The organism is Aeromonas jandaei (assembly GCF_037890695.1).
Classification (GTDB): domain Bacteria; phylum Pseudomonadota; class Gammaproteobacteria; order Enterobacterales; family Aeromonadaceae; genus Aeromonas; species Aeromonas jandaei.
The window spans coordinates 1,362,501-1,378,828 of sequence record NZ_CP149571.1 but is presented as its reverse complement, the minus strand read 5'-3'; the positions used below and the strand labels follow the sequence as shown (position 1 = coordinate 1,378,828).

The window sequence follows — 16,328 nt, the reverse complement described above, 5'->3', positions numbered from 1 at the left end:
TACGATGGCTGGCATTTTGACCATGATCCTGGCCGGAGGTGAAGGTACTCGCCTGCAGCCTTTGACAACCACCCGCAGCAAGCCGTCGGTACCCTTTGGTGGCAGCTACCGGCTAATCGACTTTGTCCTCAACAATTTCGTCAACGCAGACTTTCTGCGCATCTACGTCCTCACCCAGTTCAAATCCCAGTCCCTCTATCTGCACATGAAGAAGGGCTGGAATATCGTCGGCATTACTGACCGCTTTATCGATCCCATTCCAGCCCAGATGCGGATGGGCAAGCGCTGGTATGACGGTACCGCCGACGCCATCTACCAGAACCTCGGCTTTATCGAGCGGGCCGAACCGGATCATGTCTGCATCTTCGGCTCCGACCACATCTACAAGATGGATGTGAGCCAGATGGTGAGCTTCCATAAGCAGAAAAATGCCGCCATGACAGTGGCAGCCCTGCGCATGCCGATTGCAGAAGCCAGCTCGTTCGGGGTGATCGAGGTGGATGCCGAAGGGCGGATGATCGGCTTTCAGGAGAAACCGAAACAGCCGAAACACATTCCCGGCGATCCCACCCAGGCCCTGGTCTCCATGGGCAACTACATCTTCGAGACCGAGGCACTCTGCCGCGAGTTGAAACGGGATGCCGCGGAGGAGAACTCCAGTCATGACTTTGGCAAGGATGTGATCCCCAGCCTCTACCCAAGGGCGCCGGTCTATGTCTACGACTACAGCACCAACGTGATTCCGGGCGAAAAACCCAACGTCTACTGGCGCGATGTGGGCACCCTGGACTCCTACTGGCAGGCGCACATGGATTTGGTGGCCGACAACCCTCTCTTCTCTCTCTACAACCGCAAGTGGCCGCTGCACACCCACTATCCGGCCCTGCCGCCAGCCACCTTCATCGACAGTGACGAGTGCAAGGTGAAGATCGCCAACTCGCTCATCTCCGCCGGTTGCTTCATTCAGGGCAGCCAGATCCAGCGCTCCATCCTCGGTTTTCGCTGCAACATCGGCGCCTGCAGCCACATCAGCGAGTCCGTCCTGCTGGGGGATGTGAAGATTGGCGAAGGGTGCTCCATCCGGCGCGCCATCATTGATAAAAACGTTGAAATTGCGCCAGGCACCGTTATCGGTGAAAATCTCGACCACGATAGAGAACGATTTACCGTATCCGAAGGCGGTATCGTGGTGGTACCTAAGGGAGCAAGAGTTGGCTATTAACCCACTGAAAATCCTGTTTGTTGCCTCGGAGGTCGAGGGGCTGGTCAAGACTGGTGGCCTGGCGGATGTCGCCAGAGCGCTACCAATGTATCTGGCCCAGAAGGGGCATGATGTCAGAATCATGCTCCCCTTCTACAAGACGATAAAACATCGGGATGAGGCAAAACTGGTGGCATCGCGCTGGCTGCCCACCCACCCGGGTCTGCCGGATATCGGTTATCGCATTTACCAGATGGAGCTGGATGGTGTTTGCATCTATCTCATCGACTGCCCGCAATATTTCGACCGCCCCCAGCTTTATGCTGAAAACAATCAGGCTTATCCGGACAACGGCGAGCGCTTTGCCTTCTTCTCGGCTGCTGCCCTCCATGCCTGCGAGCAACTTGGTTTCGCCCCGGACATAGCCCACTGCAACGACTGGCACACCGGTCTGTTGCCGCTGCTGTTGAAAACCCGTCATGCCCACAACCCCTTCTTCCAGCAGACCCGCAGCGTGATCAGCATTCACAACGCGGCGTTTCAGGGGGTATTCGGGCGGGAGCAGTTCTGGGCCATGCCCGAGATCGCCGACTACGAGCGCCGCATCAACTATGACTACGGCCACGTCAACCTGCTCAAGTGCGGGGTTCTGTATGCTGATAAGATCAATGCGGTCAGCCCCAACTATGCCCAGGAGCTGCTGACTCACCTCGGTGCCCACGGCATGGCACACATCTTCCAGCAACGGGCTGCCGACCTTTGCGGCATCCTCAATGGCTGCGACTACAAGGACTGGGATCCCGAATTCGACGAACTCCTGCCCGCAACCTATAGCGTCGACAATCTGACCGGCAAACAGGTCTGCAAAGAGAGCCTGCAACAAGAGGTGGGTCTGCCAGTCGCAAACCTGCCTATCTATGGCATGGTATGCCGCCTGACCGAACAGAAGGGTGTCCCCCTGCTGATCCCGGCGCTGGAGAAATTTCTCCACCATCAGGTACAAGTGGTGATCGTCGGCTCTGGCGATCCTGCGCTCGCCACGCAACTGCAAACCATGGCCCGGGATTACCCGGACAAACTCGCCTTCATCAATGCCTATGATGACCGACTGGCCCATCTGGTTGAAGCCGGAGCGGACTTCTTCCTGATGCCCTCTCTGTTCGAACCTTGTGGGCTCAACCAGATGTACAGCTTGGCCTATGGCACCCTGCCACTGGTGCGCGCCGTTGGTGGACTGAAAGATACCGTGGTTGACTGGGATGCCGATCCCGAGCATGCCACCGGCTTCTGCTTCAATGACCCGACCGCCGCCATTTTGCTCGATACCATGCGCCGCAGCCTGCTCTACTTCCTGCAAGACAGGGAAAAATTCGCCAAGGTGCAGCGCAACGCCATGAACACCCGCTTCAACTGGCCCGACTCGGTCACCCAGTACGAGCAGATGTATCTGAGCGCATTGGGTCGTTACTAAGCTAGCCACTCGGGCAGATTGCTGAAGTTTTGTCCCTTTGGCATGTCTTTAAGCGTCAACAGCGAAAAAAGTCCCCTTTGGCTGTTGACGCCCCCCCAAAACTCTATAGAATCCCCCTCCGCAGTGATGCGAAGGTGGCGGAATTGGTAGACGCGCTAGCTTCAGGTGTTAGTGTCCCACGGATGTGAGGGTTCGAGTCCCTCTCTTCGCACCATACTGCAGATGCTTTTATCAGACAGCATATAAATCCAGACTGATAACCCGATGTGCGAAGGTGGCGGAATTGGTAGACGCGCTAGCTTCAGGTGTTAGTGCCCCCCGGGTGTGAGGGTTCGAGTCCCTCTCTTCGCACCATGATTCTGACATGTAAAAACAGAGCGATGCGCTCCAACCGCATTTAAAAACCAGCTGGAAAAAAATCAGTGTGCGAAGGTGGCGGAATTGGTAGACGCGCTAGCTTCAGGTGTTAGTGCCCCCCGGGTGTGAGGGTTCGAGTCCCTCTCTTCGCACCATGCTTTTATCAGACAGCATGTAAATCCAGACTGATAACCCGATGTGCGAAGGTGGCGGAATTGGTAGACGCGCTAGCTTCAGGTGTTAGTGCCCCCCGGGTGTGAGGGTTCGAGTCCCTCTCTTCGCACCATGATTCTGACATGTAAAAACAGAGCGATGCGCTCCAACCGCATTTAAAAACCAGCTGGAAAAAAATCAGTGTGCGAAGGTGGCGGAATTGGTAGACGCGCTAGCTTCAGGTGTTAGTGTCCCACGGATGTGAGGGTTCGAGTCCCTCTCTTCGCACCATTCATTACGCAAAAGGCCCATCACGAAAGTGACGGGCCTTTTGTTTTTAATCCTTGTTATGGCTATGCTTTTGACGACTCACCGCCCATCGTCATGCCAAGGAACGCATATGATACTGGATACCGACATTCACAACTTCTACGAGCATCTGGTGCTCAAGGAGATTGAAAAGCAGGGTCTGCAGCAAAAACTCAGCAGCGACCAGATGGCCGATCTCTGCTGCCTCACCCTCAACCAGCTCCCCTCCCACTATATTCGCCACGATGTCGACATGATCTACTTCCTGACCGATGCCAAACGGAGCGAGATGGAGAAAAAAGTCGTTGAATCGCTCAAGCAGGCCCAACAGAAGATCAAGCAGGCCCCCGTCAAACACGCATAACGCCTACTAGCCGGTATGCTGCCAGAGCAGGGCCACCACGCCGGTCAGCCCTGCCACTGGCAACAGGATCAGTGCCGGTTTCAATCTGGGCTCAAGCATCATCCAGGCGGCCAGCAGAAAACCCAGACTCCAGATGCCATACTCTTGGTCATGGCCCCATACGAGCACAACCAACCCGGCTAGCAGCATCACTCCCCGCACTACCCAGTTCATCTTTTTCCTCCCCCACCGAGATAATGATAATAATTATCATATTCATAAATGAGAGATGCAACCCTCCTCCAGCGCAAGACTCAAAATAGGCTTTTATGCCAATAAAGCGCTCAAAAACGGGTTACGAGATCAACAATTCTGTGATTTTTTCAATCAAAAGTGCAATTTTGCCAATTTGGTTAGGCTTTAACCCTCCCACTTTGTGGTAGATTGCGGCCTCTTTTTGGGTTGGCCCCTCGGGATATGCGTATCCACAGGATGAGAGGAGCCAACCTTGGCGAGCAAGAGTTTAGGAAGTATCTATGCAAAACCAACACAACCACATCCGATTGCCGAGCATGTCGCAGGTGTTTGCCTGTCTGGCCATTTTTCTGGCTCTGGCATTCTCGTTCACCAGCGTGCTCGATCTGCCTATCCAGCTGGCACTGTTCATCGCCTGGTTCGTCATCATGGGGCTTGGCATCAAGCTCGGTCATGACTACAAATCCCTGGAGCAAGCCGCCGTTGATGGGGTATCCAAGGGAATGGGGGCCATCCTGATCCTGGTTTCCGTCGGCGCACTGGTCGGCACCTGGATCGCAGGCGGTATCGTGCCCAGCATCATCTACTTCGGCCTCAAGGTGATTCACCCCTCCATCTTCCTGCTGGCGACCCTGATCATCTGCTCGCTGACCTCGCTGGCCACCGGCACCTCCTGGGGTTCGGCCGCCACTGCCGGTATCGCCATGATGGGGATTGGCCACAGCCTCGGCGTACCTGCGCCTCTGGTTGCCGGTGCCGTGCTCTCCGGCGTTTATTTCGGTGACAAGCTCTCCCCGCTCTCCGACTCCGTGGTTCTGGCCTCTACCATGTCCAACGTCGACGTGGTGGAGCATATCAAGGGGATGCTGCCCATCAGCCTGCTCTCCTACATCATTACCGCTGTGCTGTTCACCGTGGTCGGCATGCAGTACTCAGGCAACGTCAGCCTGGAGCAGGTCAATCTGGTGATGGAGGCCCTCGACAAGCAGTTCAACATCACTCCGCTGGCCATCGTGCCGGTGGTGCTGGTGCTTGGCCTGCTGGCCAACCGCAAGCCCGCCTTCCCGGTGATCAGCTTCGGCGCCCTGCTGGGCCTGATCTGGGCCATCCTGTTCCAGGACATGGATCCGGTGAAAGCAATGCACTCTGCCTACAGCCCCTTTGCCATCACCTCCGGCATCGACTTTATCGACAACATCCTCGGTCGTGGCGGTATGGAGTCCATGCTGGGCTCGGTCGCTGTCATCATCTTCGGTCTGGGCTTTGGCGGCCTGCTGGAGAAAGTAGGTATCCTCTCCGTCATCGCCAGCGCCTTCGAGAAGCGCATCAACAGTGCCGGCAGCCTGACAACCCACACCATTGGCACCGCTTTCCTGGCCAACGTGTTCGGCTCCGCCATGTATGTATCGCTGATACTGACCCCCAAGATCATGGCCAAGAACTACGATCGGCTGGGACTGGCACGCAAGAACCTCTCTCGCAACGCCGAGTTTGGCGGCACCCTTACTTGCGGCATGGTGCCCTGGAGCGACAACGGCATCTTTATGGCCGGGGTACTGGGAGTGGCCACCCTCGACTACCTCCCCTACATGTGGCTGAGCTTCACCTGCATCATTGTGACCATCACCCTCGCCTACATGGGCAAGGCGGTGAACAGGGTTCCACTTGTGGCTGCAGCAAGCTCCCGCTAACTGTACCAATCAAAAAGGCGCCTCACCGGCGCCTTTTTATTTCCACTACAACGATCTGCATAAAGAAAAACGGCCCTCGTTGCCGAGAGCCGTTGCGTCTGATCGTCGGGCTCGATCAGATGGAGAAGCTGGAACCACAGCCACAGGTAGTGGTTGCATTGGGGTTGGTCACGGTAAAACGTGAACCTTCCAGCCCCTCGGTGTAATCCACACTGCCGCCAACCAGATATTGGAGACTCATCGGATCGATCACCATGGTGACGCCATTCTTCTCGACCACGGTATCGCCGTCGTTGATCTTCTCATCAAAGGTAAAGCCATACTGGAAACCAGAGCAGCCCCCACCCGTGATATAGACCCGCAGCTTGAGCTCCGGATTCTCTTCTTCGGTGATCAGGTTCTTCACCTTGTTGGCCGCCGCATCCGTCATCTGGATGGGCAGCGGGGCTTCTGCTACTGCACTCATTACTGACCTCACAACCATTAGATCCACAAACATGGAAACCGCGAAATTATCCAATACCCGACCATTCAGTTCAAGTATTCACCACGTTTAACCTGCAGCGGGCACCGGAGCAGGCGGTGCGGCGACTAGCGGCTTAAGCGCATCGGCCCACTCAACCAGCAGCTCCTGCGCCGGTTGCCGGCCATCCTTGTTGATGGTGACCCGGATCCGATCCGGCACAAACCCTTCCGGCAGTTGCCAGTTTCCCTCCAGCAGCTGGAAATAGCGCAGGGAGTAGCGCCACTCGCTCACCTTCATGCCCAGATCCCGCCCGGACAGCACTTTTGGCTTGTCGCCAAGGCTCCCCTCGACCCGGATCTGCACCTGACCGCGAAACAGCTCGCGCTTCTTGGCGGGCTGGGTTAAAGCCAGTCGATAGTGGTAGCGACCCGGAATGCTGCTCTCCTGCAGGGTCAGGTTGTCGATTACCACCCCAACCTGCTCGCCAGTCGGGCGCATGATCCGCTCGAAAAAGGCCAGCTGGCGCTTGAGCTCCTGCACCTGCGCCTCCTGACTCTTCAGGGTGGTCTGCAGCTGCTCGAAGGCGGCTCGCTGGGTGGCGAGCTGGGTATCCTTGAGACCGAGATCCGTCTTGAGCTGGCTGATGGCATTGCTCTGGCGATCCAGCGTCTCCTGCTGAACCCCCAGCAAGCTGCTTTGCGCCAGATCCTGATGGTTGCCGGCAAAATAACCGGCCAGACCACCTACTGCGAACACCACCAATAACTTCAATAGGTTGGACATAGCCCTCTTTCCCGTTATTTGCCTCACAGCGGCAACTGCGACCTCCTTTCACTATACCGCCCTAACCGAAGTCACAGGCGGTGATGGTGAAAATTAACTGGTGGCTACACTGCCATCACCCCGCTTTTGACGCGCGGCAAGCCGTAAAGTTCGCTCAAGGATCTGGGAATAGATAGGACGACCGCCCAGCGCTTGCGCCACAAGAGTGGCGCCCATGGTGGTGATCATCATCGGCAGGATCAGCTGGTAGTTGTCGGTCATCTCGGTGACCAGCACGATACCCGTGATGGGCGCTCGCACCGTCGCGGCAAACAACGCTCCCATGCCGGCAATGGCAAAGGCACCGGGCTCGATACCAAGCTCCGGAAAAGCCGCGTGGAACAGATGACCAAACACCACGCCAAACAGGGTGCCGAGGGCCAGGGTCGGCGCAAACACCCCGCCGGGCGCGCCGGAGCAGAAGCAGATCAGGGTTGCCACCAGACGGATGGAGAAGATAAGGAACAGGGTCGCCATCGCATACTCGCCCCCCATCAGATGAGGAATGAGCTCAGTGCCGCCACCGGTCACCGAGGGGGCAAACAGCGACAACACGCCGAAAGTACCGGCAACCAGCATACCGATGGCCACAAAACGGTGGCGCTTGTTCTGGTGCAGCGCCAGATAGCCATCCTGACAGGCCAGCACCAGCTTGTTGAAGACAAAGCCCAATACGCCGAAGGTGGCCCCCATAAAGAGGAACAACCAGAGCGCCTTGAGGGCTGGCGCATCGTAGTGCGGCAGAGTGATCACCGCCCCCTGCCCCTTCATGTTTTGCAGCATCAGGGTCGCCATGATGGCGGAGATACCCACCGCCTTGATAGCCAGGAAGGAGTAGCGAAACTGCGGCCGCATCTCCTCCATCACGAACAGGATCCCCGCCAGCGGTGCATTGAAGGCCGCCGCCAGACCGCCCGCCGCACCGGCTGCCAGCAAGGCGTGGCCATGCTCCTTGGGCAACCGGAAGATATCCGCCACCATCTTGCCGAGGTTGCCGCCTATCTGCACCGAAGGTCACTTCCCGTCCCAGCACCATGCCGGAGCTCAGGGTACACACGCCACCGAAGAACTTGACTGGCAACACCCGCCACCAACGTACCGGACGCAGGCTCATCCATCGCCCCCTCTATTTCGGGAATGCCCGAGCCTCCGGCCTCGGGGGCAAAAGTATGAGTCAGGAAGTAGCCGATACACCCCAGCATGGCGCTGAAGCCAAAGCCAAGCAGGCCGAGCTGCCACCATGGGCGATCAGCCAGCAGGGCGAGCCGCTGCTCTGCCAGCCAGTGCACGCCTGACTCGAACAGGCCGCAGACCAGTCCGGCCAGGGTGCCGACCAGTGCCGCCAGCAGCAGAACCAGCAAGGGCATCCTGTCTTGCCGAATGATTCGGGAAACCGGCCCGCGCGGCGAGGCGGACGGTTCGGAAGAGGAGAGAGCTTGTTGCGCCATCTTGTTACACCAACTTGGAAACACCATATCCTCAGCTAGCTGAGATCAGGATCACCCGGCGCATTGCTCGGCTGCCCAGGGCTGGGGCTTTCTGCTATAGTCGGCCCGTTAAATTTTTGTCACGGGAGCAGACCGAGAGTCCGGGTGGCGAGAGCGCAAAGCATACTCCTGATGCCCCTACCTGCCGAGCCTCTATCGACTGCTTTCTCCTGCGTGACGACCAAAATCCCATTAAGGATGATCCATGTCAAAATCAGATCAGCTGTTTGAACAGGCCCGCCAGACCATTCCGGGTGGCGTCAACTCACCGGTCCGCGCCTTCAATGGGGTCGGCGGTACACCCCGCTTCATCGATCACGCCGATGGCGCCTACCTCTATGATGTGGATGGTCAGGCCTACGTGGATTACATCGGCTCCTGGGGCCCCATGCTGCTGGGGCACAACCACCCGGCCATCAAGGCTGCCGTCATCAAGGCCGTGGAAAAAGGGCTGAGCTACGGCGCGCCGACCGAGATCGAAGTGCTGATGGCCGAGAAAGTGCGCCAGATCGTCCCTTCCATGGAGCAGGTGCGGATGGTCAACTCCGGTACCGAGGCGACCATGAGCGCCATCCGTCTGGCCCGCGGTTACACCGGTCGCGACAAGATCGTCAAATTCGAAGGCTGCTACCACGGCCACGCCGACTCCCTGCTGGTCAAGGCCGGCTCCGGCGCCCTGACCCTTGGTCAGCCCAACAGCCCGGGCGTACCGGCCGATTTCGCCAAGCATACCCTGACCTGCGTCTTCAACGATCTGGACTCGGTGCGCGAAGCCTTTGCCCAGTACGGCAGCGAGATCGCCTGTATCATCGTCGAGCCGGTCGCTGGCAACATGAACTGCATCCCGCCGGTACCCGGTTTCCTGGAGGGGCTGCGCGCCATCTGCGACGAGTTCGGTGCCCTGCTGATCCTGGATGAGGTGATGACCGGCTTCCGCGTCTCCCTGCGCGGTGCCCAGGGCCACTACAACATCGACCCGGATCTCACCACCCTCGGCAAGATCATCGGTGCCGGCATGCCGGTCGGCGCCTTCGGCGGCAAGAAGAAGGTAATGCAGCACATCGCCCCGACCGGCCCCGTCTATCAGGCTGGAACTCTCTCCGGCAACCCGGTGGCCATGGCAGCCGGCCTCACCATGCTGGATCTGCTGCTGGAACCGGCTCTCTATGAGCAGCTGAGCGCCAAGACTGCGCGCGTTGCAGAAGGACTGAAAGCCGCCGCCGCCAAACACGGCATCCCGCTCGCCATCAACTATGTGGGTGGCATGTTCGGCTTCTTCTTCACCGACGAGCCCGAAATCACCCGCTACGAGCAGGTCACTCGCTGCGATATGGAACGCTTCAAGCGCTTCTATCACCTGATGCTCGAAGAGGGCGTCTATCTGGCGCCGAGCGCCTACGAGGCAGGCTTCCTGTCGCTGGCTCACGGCGACAAGGAGATTGAACACACTCTGGCAGCCGCCGAGCGCAGCTTCGCCAAGCTGGCTGGCTAAATCTCCGCTGCTTGTCGCAAAAGGGCCCGTCACGGGCCCTTTTCCATATCTGCAATCTACGCCCGCTTCTGGTGCACCCCGACCTCCTATCCCGCTTATTTGCCACCCTCTGGTGCAAATGATCCCGCTCAGCCTGTCATATATCGGGCCCACTATTTGCACATCCGCTACAGGAGCCCACGTCACCGAGGTCCATATGGCAGAGATGAGCCCCATCGATGTATTGCGACGTTATCAGGAGTATCAGGTCGAGCTGACACCACTGATCCATGGTTTGCTCGGCGCACCTCTTGCTGCGCTCAAGGAGTACCCCTTTATCATCAGCATCGACCGCTATCAGGGGCCGGCTTGCATCCTGTCGCCACGTCCGGGCACGCAGAACCGCTTGCAACTGATCGCTCGCGGAGAGGGACGAGAGCTGACCCTCTGCCTCAACCAACTGATCGCCTGGTTGATGGGAGACAGAGAGCGGCGCCGCGCCATGCCCTGGTTCAAGGCCATCTATGTGGTACTCAGCATGGCGCTGTTCCTCATCGTTGCAACGCTCATCTGGCACGGACTGGAACAGCTCTATCTGCTGCTATGCGGGGCGCAGCAGAACCGACTGGGGGCCCTCAGCGCGATTATCTTTCTGACGCTGGCACTGGCGGTATTCGATCTGGGCAAAACCATTCTGGAGGAGGAAGTGCTGCTGCATAAGGATATCTTCCGCCACAGCGCCATTCGTCGCACCATCACCCGCTTTATCGCCGCCATCCTGATCGCGGTCTCTATCGAAGGGTTGTTGCTGCTATTCAAAGGGTCGCTCGGCCAGAGCGAGCTGCTCTGGCCTGCGATTGGGGTGATGGGGTGTGCGGTGGGATTGCTGCTGGCCCTCGGACTCTATGTCTTTCTCGGGGCCAGAGCGGAAGCGGCACTGGTGCAGGCTAACCAGCGATATCCGCAGCCAGCTGCACGCTGGGGCGACGAGCAGCCCGCCAGGAGGCGTACATGGTTCAGGAGGTATAGATGACGATAAAGGCAACCAGCCACTTCAGCATCGCCATATCCATGGATTTGACCAGCATGGCCGCCAGCACCACACCGATGGGGCCAAAGATGGCTACCGCCAGCACCGCCTTGGCATCGAATGCCCCTTTGCGGATAAAGGTGCCTGCGGAGAAGACGCTAAGTACCGCGGTAGAGCCCATCATGATGGGGAACGCCGCCAGCGGGTTCATCCCGAGCAGATAGACCAGCGTCATGCAGGGAGCGAACAGACCGATCCCCACATTCATCAGGACACCGAAGATAAAGTTGCCGATCAGGGCGATCACCAGCTTGTAGCCACTGAGCCCCATGGCCTCGCCGCCGACCGGGAAGAGGCCGAGCAGGCCGGCAAAAATCAGCCCGGCAACGACCAACAGGGAGACTGCCATCACCAGCCGGATGGTCTGCCGATCAAACGAGGCGACATGACGCGCCCCCCAGGCAGCACCGGCTGCGGCAGCAATCATCATGCTGATCAGCGTCAGCGGCTCCACCGCTACTGCGCCGACAAAGATCAGCGACTGAGTCACGGTCGGCAACACACACTGGCCGTTGAGAGTCCCCGGCAACAGACGATCATCGATTAGCTTGAACTGCTTGTAGCAGGCTGTTTTGACCGCAAAGCTGCCAACCCCCAGGGTATCGAGAAAGTTGGCAACACCGCCGATTAGCGCCACCGGCCAGAAGGGGGTGGACTCAAAAGTCCCGTTGCATCGTTTTTGCCAGCACGCTTGTACCAGCATGAAGATGAATACCAAACCGCCAGCTATAAAAACAAGCCGCAAAATATCAACTAACATAGGGGTTCTCTCCTGCAAGGGACGCGATTCTAAGGCAGGCAGCAGAAAAAATCCTGACCTGAATTAAGCAACTCTCACAAGCGGCTGCGGGACGCTTAAATAAATACGAATGGAAGTCGAACGACTCTGCTAATACTTGTTACTGAGACCGATAGGTCGAGTCCTGCGCACGTTGTTATGGTCCTTTCGCGACGACCACCTGTGACTCGGGACATAAAGAAAAGAGGGCCGGTAGCAATACCGACCCTCTTTTTATTCCGTCAGGATGCAAGCGCGTTACTGGATGCTTTTGCCAGCACGTACATCCTTGATAAAGCTCTTCAGGCTGGCCAAATCCCGTGGTGCACCACGCAGGATTTGATCACCGATGATAAAGGCGGGAGTACCGGAAATACCGAGCGCTTCAGCCAGAGCCCGGTTGGTGCCCAGATTCTGATCGATGCTGCCATCCTTGATCTTGGCCTCTACCTTGCTCCAGTTAACACCGGCCTCTTCTGCCACCTTCTTGACCTGCGCTTCATCGGAGAGCGGGCCCTGATGGGCATAGAGCTTCTCATGGAAAGCCTGGTACTTGTCGGGCTGACCCAGCTGAACGGCCAGTGCGGCGCGCGCGGCGAAATAGGAGGTTTCGCTCAGGATCGGGAACTGCTTGTAGATGTAGCGAATATCCTTGTCCTCAGCCATCAGCTGCTCGACCAGCGGATGTGCCCGCTTGCAGTAACCGCAGTTGTAATCGAAGAACTCGACAATCGTCAGCGACCCCTTAGGATTGCCCATTTCGGGATCCTTGTTGCCATACAGCTGCTGGGCATGGGCCTTGATCAGCGCCTTATCGCTCTCGGCCTGCTGGCTCTCCTGCTTGGCACGCAGGGCATTGGACATCTCGACCAGGATCTCGGGATTCTTGACCAGATAGTCACGAACGATCTGCTCGACATCACTCTTGGTCAGCTCGCTCGCCTGCACCGGCGATGCCAGCAAGGTTACGCCCGCCAGAGCGCAAAACAGGGCATTTTTAATAGTCATAATGTTATCTTGCAGAGGATATGATGGAGGCCACTATAGTGGTGGACTCTCTTTTCAAGTCAAGCAATCAGGCCAAAAAAGCACTCATTCCAACCAGTTTGACCATTTAATCGGTCATTTCGTGCAATTAACCAGCAATCGAACCAGCCGGGGATTTACAACCCTGATCAGCATGGTAATATTCGCCGCACTGCTGCGGAGGGGTGGCAGAGCGGCTGAATGCACCGGTCTTGAAAACCGGCGATGGGCGACCATCCGTGGGTTCAAATCCCACCTCCTCCGCCATTTATTCCGAGCCCATGCAACGCAAGTTGCGTGGGCTTTTTGTTTTTATCCCCTCTCTATATCCCATCACTTTATCTTTCATGGCGCTTCATACGTCGCCTCACTGTAACCCACCACTTAAGCACACTGTTTCCTACCCCCACTGCTCTCTGAACAGAAGGAGAGAGGTTAAAACTCGGCAAACTGATGATGGAGAAGATCATCCGCTACGCCGACGAACAGGGGCTTGGCCAGCTCTCCGGCATGACCATGCCGAGCAATCGCGGCATGGTGACCCTCGCCAAACGACTCGGCTTTACCATTGATGTCCAGATGGAGGAGGGAGTGGTCAATATGGCTCTTACCTGCGGGGCTGGAGTCCGGTGATGGGGATGGTGGCTGCGAGTAATCCAGTACAAATGGTTGCGAATCATCCGAAAAATGACCGCAATTACATACCAAAAGGAGGGAATAGCGGGCCTGTCAGCGGCCCTCCCTTAGGCAAGAGCCACTGTTCAGTGGCCTCTCGATGCTGAAAACACAAAAGCTCGGTCTGATAACCGGGCTTTTGTGTTTATTCTTGCATGCAACGCTGTGGCCAACAGGCAAATCGCCCATAGCAAAAAGGCCTTCCCAATCGGGAAGGCCTTCTATTTAGTGGCGGAGCGGACGGGACTCGAACCCGCGACCCCCGGCGTGACAGGCCGGTATTCTAACCGACTGAACTACCGCTCCGCATTCGGCTAGCTTATTGCTAATTAGGTGCCTGGCAGTGTCCTACTCTCGCATGGCGAATGCCACACTACCATCGGCGCTACCGCGTTTCACTTCTGAGTTCGGCATGGGATCAGGTGGTTCCACGGCGCTATTGCCGCCAGGCAAAAATCTTCAATCTGAGAAAGCTGACGTAAGTAATTCGTTCGTATTTGCTACAAGTCTTAGAACACTTCTTGGGTGTTGTATGGTTAAGCCTCACGGGTAATTAGTATGGGTTAGCTCAACACGTCGCCGCGCTTACACACCCCACCTATCAACGTTGTGGTCTCCAACGGCCCTTTAGGACCCTCAAGGGGTCAGGGATGACTCATCTCAGGGCTCGCTTCCCGCTTAGATGCTTTCAGCGGTTATCGATTCCGAACTTAGCTACCGGGCAGTGCCACTGGCGTGACAACCCGAACACCAGAGGTTCGTTCACTCCGGTCCTCTCGTACTAGGAGCAACTCCCTTCAATCATCCAACGCCCACGGCAGATAGGGACCGAACTGTCTCACGACGTTCTGAACCCAGCTCGCGTACCACTTTAAATGGCGAACAGCCATACCCTTGGGACCGACTTCAGCCCCAGGATGTGATGAGCCGACATCGAGGTGCCAAACACCGCCGTCGATATGAACTCTTGGGCGGTATCAGCCTGTTATCCCCGGAGTACCTTTTATCCGTTGAGCGATGGCCCTTCCATTCAGAACCACCGGATCACTATGACCTACTTTCGTACCTGCTCGACCTGTCCGTCTCGCAGTTAAGCTGGCTTATGCCATTGCACTAACCTCCTGATGTCCGACCAGGATTAGCCAACCTTCGTGCTCCTCCGTTACTCTTTGGGAGGAGACCGCCCCAGTCAAACTACCCACCAGGCACTGTCCGCGAGCCCGATTCAGGGCCCTGCGTTAGAACATCAAACATACAAGGGTGGTATTTCAAGGACGGCTCCAGCGCAACTGGCGTCACGCCTTCAAAGCCTCCCACCTATCCTACACATGTAGGTTCAATGTTCAGTGCCAAGCTGTAGTAAAGGTTCACGGGGTCTTTCCGTCTAGCCGCGGGTACACCGCATCTTCACGGCGAATTCGATTTCACTGAGTCTCGGGTGGAGACAGCATGGCCATGGTTACACCATTCGTGCAGGTCGGAACTTACCCGACAAGGAATTTCGCTACCTTAGGACCGTTATAGTTACGGCCGCCGTTTACCGGGGCTTCGATCAAGAGCTTCGCTTGCGCTAACCCCATCAATTAACCTTCCGGCACCGGGCAGGTGTCACACCCTATACGTCCACTTTCGTGTTTGCAGAGTGCTGTGTTTTTGATAAACAGTCCCAGCCATCTGGTCACTGCGACTCCCGTCAGCTCCATCCGCAAGGGACTTCACCAACAAGAGCGTACCTTCTCCCGAAGTTACGGTACTATTTTGCCTAGTTCCTTCACCCGAGTTCTCTCAAGCGCCTTGGTATTCTCTACCCGACCACCTGTGTCGGTTTGGGGTACGATGACTTGTAATCTGAAGCTTAGAGGCTTTTCCTGGAAGCAGGGCATCAATGGCTTCCACACCGTAGTGTGTTCGTCTCGTGTCTCAGCGTTGCACCTCCGGATTTACCTAAAGGTACCGCCTACGCACTTTCACCAGGACAACCGTCGCCTGGCCCACCTAGCCTTCTCCGTCCCCCCATCGCAATTACAAGTCGTGCAGGAATATTAACCTGCTTCCCATCGATTACGCCTTTCGGCCTCACCTTAGGGGTCGACTCACCCTGCCCCGATTAACGTTGGACAGGAACCCTTGGTCTTCCGGCGAGGAGGCTTTTCACCCCCTTTATCGTTACTTACGTCAGCATTCGCACTTCTGATATCTCCAGCATACCTCTCGATACACCTTCGCAGACTTACAGAACGCTCCCCTACCACTTGCACTAAGTGCAAATCCGCGGCTTCGGTGCCTGGTTTGAGCCCCGTTACATCTTCCGCGCAGGCCGACTCGACTAGTGAGCTATTACGCTTTCTTTAAATGATGGCTGCTTCTAAGCCAACATCCTAGCTGTCTGAGCCTTCCCACATCGTTTCCCACTTAACCAGAACTTTGGGACCTTAGCCGGCGGTCTGGGTTGTTTCCCTCTTCACGACGGACGTTAGCACCCGCCGTGTGTCTCCCGGATAGTACTTACTGGTATTCGGAGTTTGCATGGGGTTGGTAAGTCGGGATGACCCCCTAGCCCAAACAGTGCTCTACCCCCAGTAGTATTCGTCCGAGGCGCTACCTAAATAGCTTTCGGGGAGAACCAGCTATCTCCGAGTTTGATTGGCCTTTCACCCCCAGCCACAGGTCATCCCCTAACTTTGCAACGTTAGTGGGTTCGGTCCTCCAGTTGATGTTACTCAACCTTCAACC

Annotated in this window: 11 protein-coding genes, 7 tRNA genes, 2 rRNA genes and 2 pseudogenes (1 of these 22 only partly in view); 13 read left to right on the top strand and 9 right to left on the bottom strand. The window is 57.0% G+C overall.

The window, feature by feature from the left end:
• Nucleotides 1-4: 4 nt before the first annotated feature.
• The 8 genes from glgC (at nucleotide 5) to WE862_RS06655 (ending at nucleotide 3,855) form a co-directional block, all read left to right on the top strand.
• Nucleotides 5-1,222, top strand: coding sequence for a glucose-1-phosphate adenylyltransferase (gene glgC, locus WE862_RS06690; RefSeq protein ID WP_033113980.1), 1,218 nt, complete (start codon nucleotides 5-7; stop codon nucleotides 1,220-1,222).
• Entirely contained in the window at nucleotides 1,212-2,672 is a 1,461-nt protein-coding gene (gene glgA / locus WE862_RS06685; RefSeq protein ID WP_042030311.1) for a glycogen synthase GlgA, read from the top strand. Before glgC ends, glgA begins: the two co-directional genes overlap by 11 nt.
• Before the next feature lie 128 nt (nucleotides 2,673-2,800).
• Nucleotides 2,801-2,886 (top strand) — tRNA-Leu (locus tag WE862_RS06680).
• A gap of 54 nt (nucleotides 2,887-2,940) precedes the next feature.
• Nucleotides 2,941-3,026: transfer RNA gene (locus WE862_RS06675), tRNA-Leu, on the top strand.
• A 72-nt stretch (nucleotides 3,027-3,098) separates the two neighbouring features.
• A tRNA-Leu gene (locus WE862_RS06670) sits at nucleotides 3,099-3,184 on the top strand.
• A gap of 45 nt (nucleotides 3,185-3,229) precedes the next feature.
• Nucleotides 3,230-3,315 (top strand) — tRNA-Leu (locus WE862_RS06665).
• A 72-nt stretch (nucleotides 3,316-3,387) separates the two neighbouring features.
• Nucleotides 3,388-3,473, top strand: a tRNA-Leu gene (locus WE862_RS06660).
• 109 nt (nucleotides 3,474-3,582) lie between these two features.
• Nucleotides 3,583-3,855, top strand: a complete 273-nt coding sequence (locus tag WE862_RS06655; protein WP_042030310.1) for a late competence development ComFB family protein — start codon at nucleotides 3,583-3,585, stop codon at nucleotides 3,853-3,855.
• 6 nt (nucleotides 3,856-3,861) lie between these two features.
• Here the strand turns inward: WE862_RS06655 and WE862_RS06650 are convergent, their stop codons facing one another.
• Nucleotides 3,862-4,068, bottom strand: a complete 207-nt coding sequence (locus tag WE862_RS06650) for a hypothetical protein (RefSeq protein ID WP_042030309.1) — start codon at nucleotides 4,066-4,068, stop codon at nucleotides 3,862-3,864.
• 302 nt (nucleotides 4,069-4,370) lie between these two features.
• Here WE862_RS06650 and nhaC point away from each other — a divergent pair, with 302 nt between their 5' ends.
• Nucleotides 4,371-5,780: a Na+/H+ antiporter NhaC gene (nhaC, locus tag WE862_RS06645; protein ID WP_041210901.1), complete on the top strand. Its 1,410-nt coding sequence runs from the start codon at nucleotides 4,371-4,373 to the stop codon at nucleotides 5,778-5,780.
• A 115-nt stretch (nucleotides 5,781-5,895) separates the two neighbouring features.
• Here nhaC and erpA read toward each other — a convergent pair whose 3' ends face one another.
• The 3 genes and pseudogenes from erpA to clcA all read right to left on the bottom strand — a co-directional run bounded on the left by erpA (nucleotide 5,896) and on the right by clcA (nucleotide 8,516).
• Nucleotides 5,896-6,246, bottom strand: coding sequence for an iron-sulfur cluster insertion protein ErpA (erpA, locus tag WE862_RS06640; protein ID WP_005340225.1), 351 nt, complete (start codon nucleotides 6,244-6,246; stop codon nucleotides 5,896-5,898).
• Nucleotides 6,247-6,333: 87 nt separating this feature from the next.
• Nucleotides 6,334-7,029: a DUF6776 family protein gene (locus tag WE862_RS06635; RefSeq protein ID WP_042030308.1), complete on the bottom strand. Its 696-nt coding sequence runs from the start codon at nucleotides 7,027-7,029 to the stop codon at nucleotides 6,334-6,336.
• 93 nt (nucleotides 7,030-7,122) lie between these two features.
• Nucleotides 7,123-8,516, bottom strand: a pseudogene (clcA, locus tag WE862_RS06630) (H(+)/Cl(-) exchange transporter ClcA).
• A gap of 244 nt (nucleotides 8,517-8,760) precedes the next feature.
• On the opposite strand from clcA, the gene hemL reads away from it, so the two are divergent.
• Together hemL and WE862_RS06620 are read left to right on the top strand one after the other, a co-directional pair.
• A complete protein-coding gene (gene hemL / locus WE862_RS06625; protein WP_042030307.1) occupies nucleotides 8,761-10,047 on the top strand; it encodes a glutamate-1-semialdehyde 2,1-aminomutase in 1,287 nt (428 codons plus the stop codon).
• A 196-nt stretch (nucleotides 10,048-10,243) separates the two neighbouring features.
• Nucleotides 10,244-11,059 carry a hypothetical protein gene (locus WE862_RS06620; protein WP_339058717.1) on the top strand — a complete coding sequence of 272 codons (816 nt, stop codon included), beginning with the start codon at nucleotides 10,244-10,246 and terminating at the stop codon, nucleotides 11,057-11,059.
• Here the strand turns inward: WE862_RS06620 and WE862_RS06615 are convergent.
• A complete protein-coding gene (locus WE862_RS06615; protein WP_422388483.1) occupies nucleotides 11,043-11,876 on the bottom strand; it encodes a permease in 834 nt (277 codons plus the stop codon). The genes WE862_RS06620 and WE862_RS06615 overlap by 17 nt on opposite strands.
• Before the next feature lie 276 nt (nucleotides 11,877-12,152).
• Nucleotides 12,153-12,902, bottom strand: coding sequence for a DsbA family protein (locus tag WE862_RS06610; protein WP_041210895.1), 750 nt, complete (start codon nucleotides 12,900-12,902; stop codon nucleotides 12,153-12,155).
• A gap of 197 nt (nucleotides 12,903-13,099) precedes the next feature.
• Between WE862_RS06610 and WE862_RS06605 the strand changes: the two genes are divergently transcribed.
• A tRNA-Ser gene (locus tag WE862_RS06605) sits at nucleotides 13,100-13,187 on the top strand.
• A 168-nt stretch (nucleotides 13,188-13,355) separates the two neighbouring features.
• Nucleotides 13,356-13,553 (top strand): annotated as a pseudogene (locus WE862_RS06600) (GNAT family N-acetyltransferase); the annotation flags it as partial.
• A gap of 271 nt (nucleotides 13,554-13,824) precedes the next feature.
• On the opposite strand, the gene WE862_RS06595 reads toward WE862_RS06600, so the two are convergent.
• The 3 genes from WE862_RS06595 to WE862_RS06585 form a co-directional block, all read right to left on the bottom strand.
• Nucleotides 13,825-13,901 (bottom strand) — tRNA-Asp (locus WE862_RS06595).
• Between the two features lie 29 nt (nucleotides 13,902-13,930).
• A 5S ribosomal RNA gene (gene rrf, locus WE862_RS06590) occupies nucleotides 13,931-14,045 on the bottom strand.
• Between the two features lie 82 nt (nucleotides 14,046-14,127).
• Nucleotides 14,128-16,328 (bottom strand): 23S ribosomal RNA (locus WE862_RS06585); it runs 689 nt beyond the window's last position.

Bases quoted from the DNA above. Each gene is read 5' to 3' on its own strand.
- glgC (WP_033113980.1), top strand. From the start codon at position 5: ATGGCTGGCATTTTGACCATGATCCTGGCCGGAGGTGAAGGTACTCGC.
- WE862_RS06655 (WP_042030310.1), top strand. From the start codon at position 3,583: ATGATACTGGATACCGACATTCACAACTTCTACGAGCATCTGGTGCTC.
- WE862_RS06650 (WP_042030309.1), bottom strand. From the start codon at position 4,068: ATGAACTGGGTAGTGCGGGGAGTGATGCTGCTAGCCGGGTTGGTTGTG.
- nhaC (WP_041210901.1), top strand. From the start codon at position 4,371: ATGCAAAACCAACACAACCACATCCGATTGCCGAGCATGTCGCAGGTG.
- erpA (WP_005340225.1), bottom strand. From the start codon at position 6,246: ATGAGTGCAGTAGCAGAAGCCCCGCTGCCCATCCAGATGACGGATGCG.
- WE862_RS06635 (WP_042030308.1), bottom strand. From the start codon at position 7,029: ATGTCCAACCTATTGAAGTTATTGGTGGTGTTCGCAGTAGGTGGTCTG.
- hemL (WP_042030307.1), top strand. From the start codon at position 8,761: ATGTCAAAATCAGATCAGCTGTTTGAACAGGCCCGCCAGACCATTCCG.
- WE862_RS06620 (WP_339058717.1), top strand. From the start codon at position 10,244: ATGGCAGAGATGAGCCCCATCGATGTATTGCGACGTTATCAGGAGTAT.
- WE862_RS06615 (WP_422388483.1), bottom strand. From the start codon at position 11,876: ATGTTAGTTGATATTTTGCGGCTTGTTTTTATAGCTGGCGGTTTGGTA.
- WE862_RS06610 (WP_041210895.1), bottom strand. From the start codon at position 12,902: ATGACTATTAAAAATGCCCTGTTTTGCGCTCTGGCGGGCGTAACCTTG.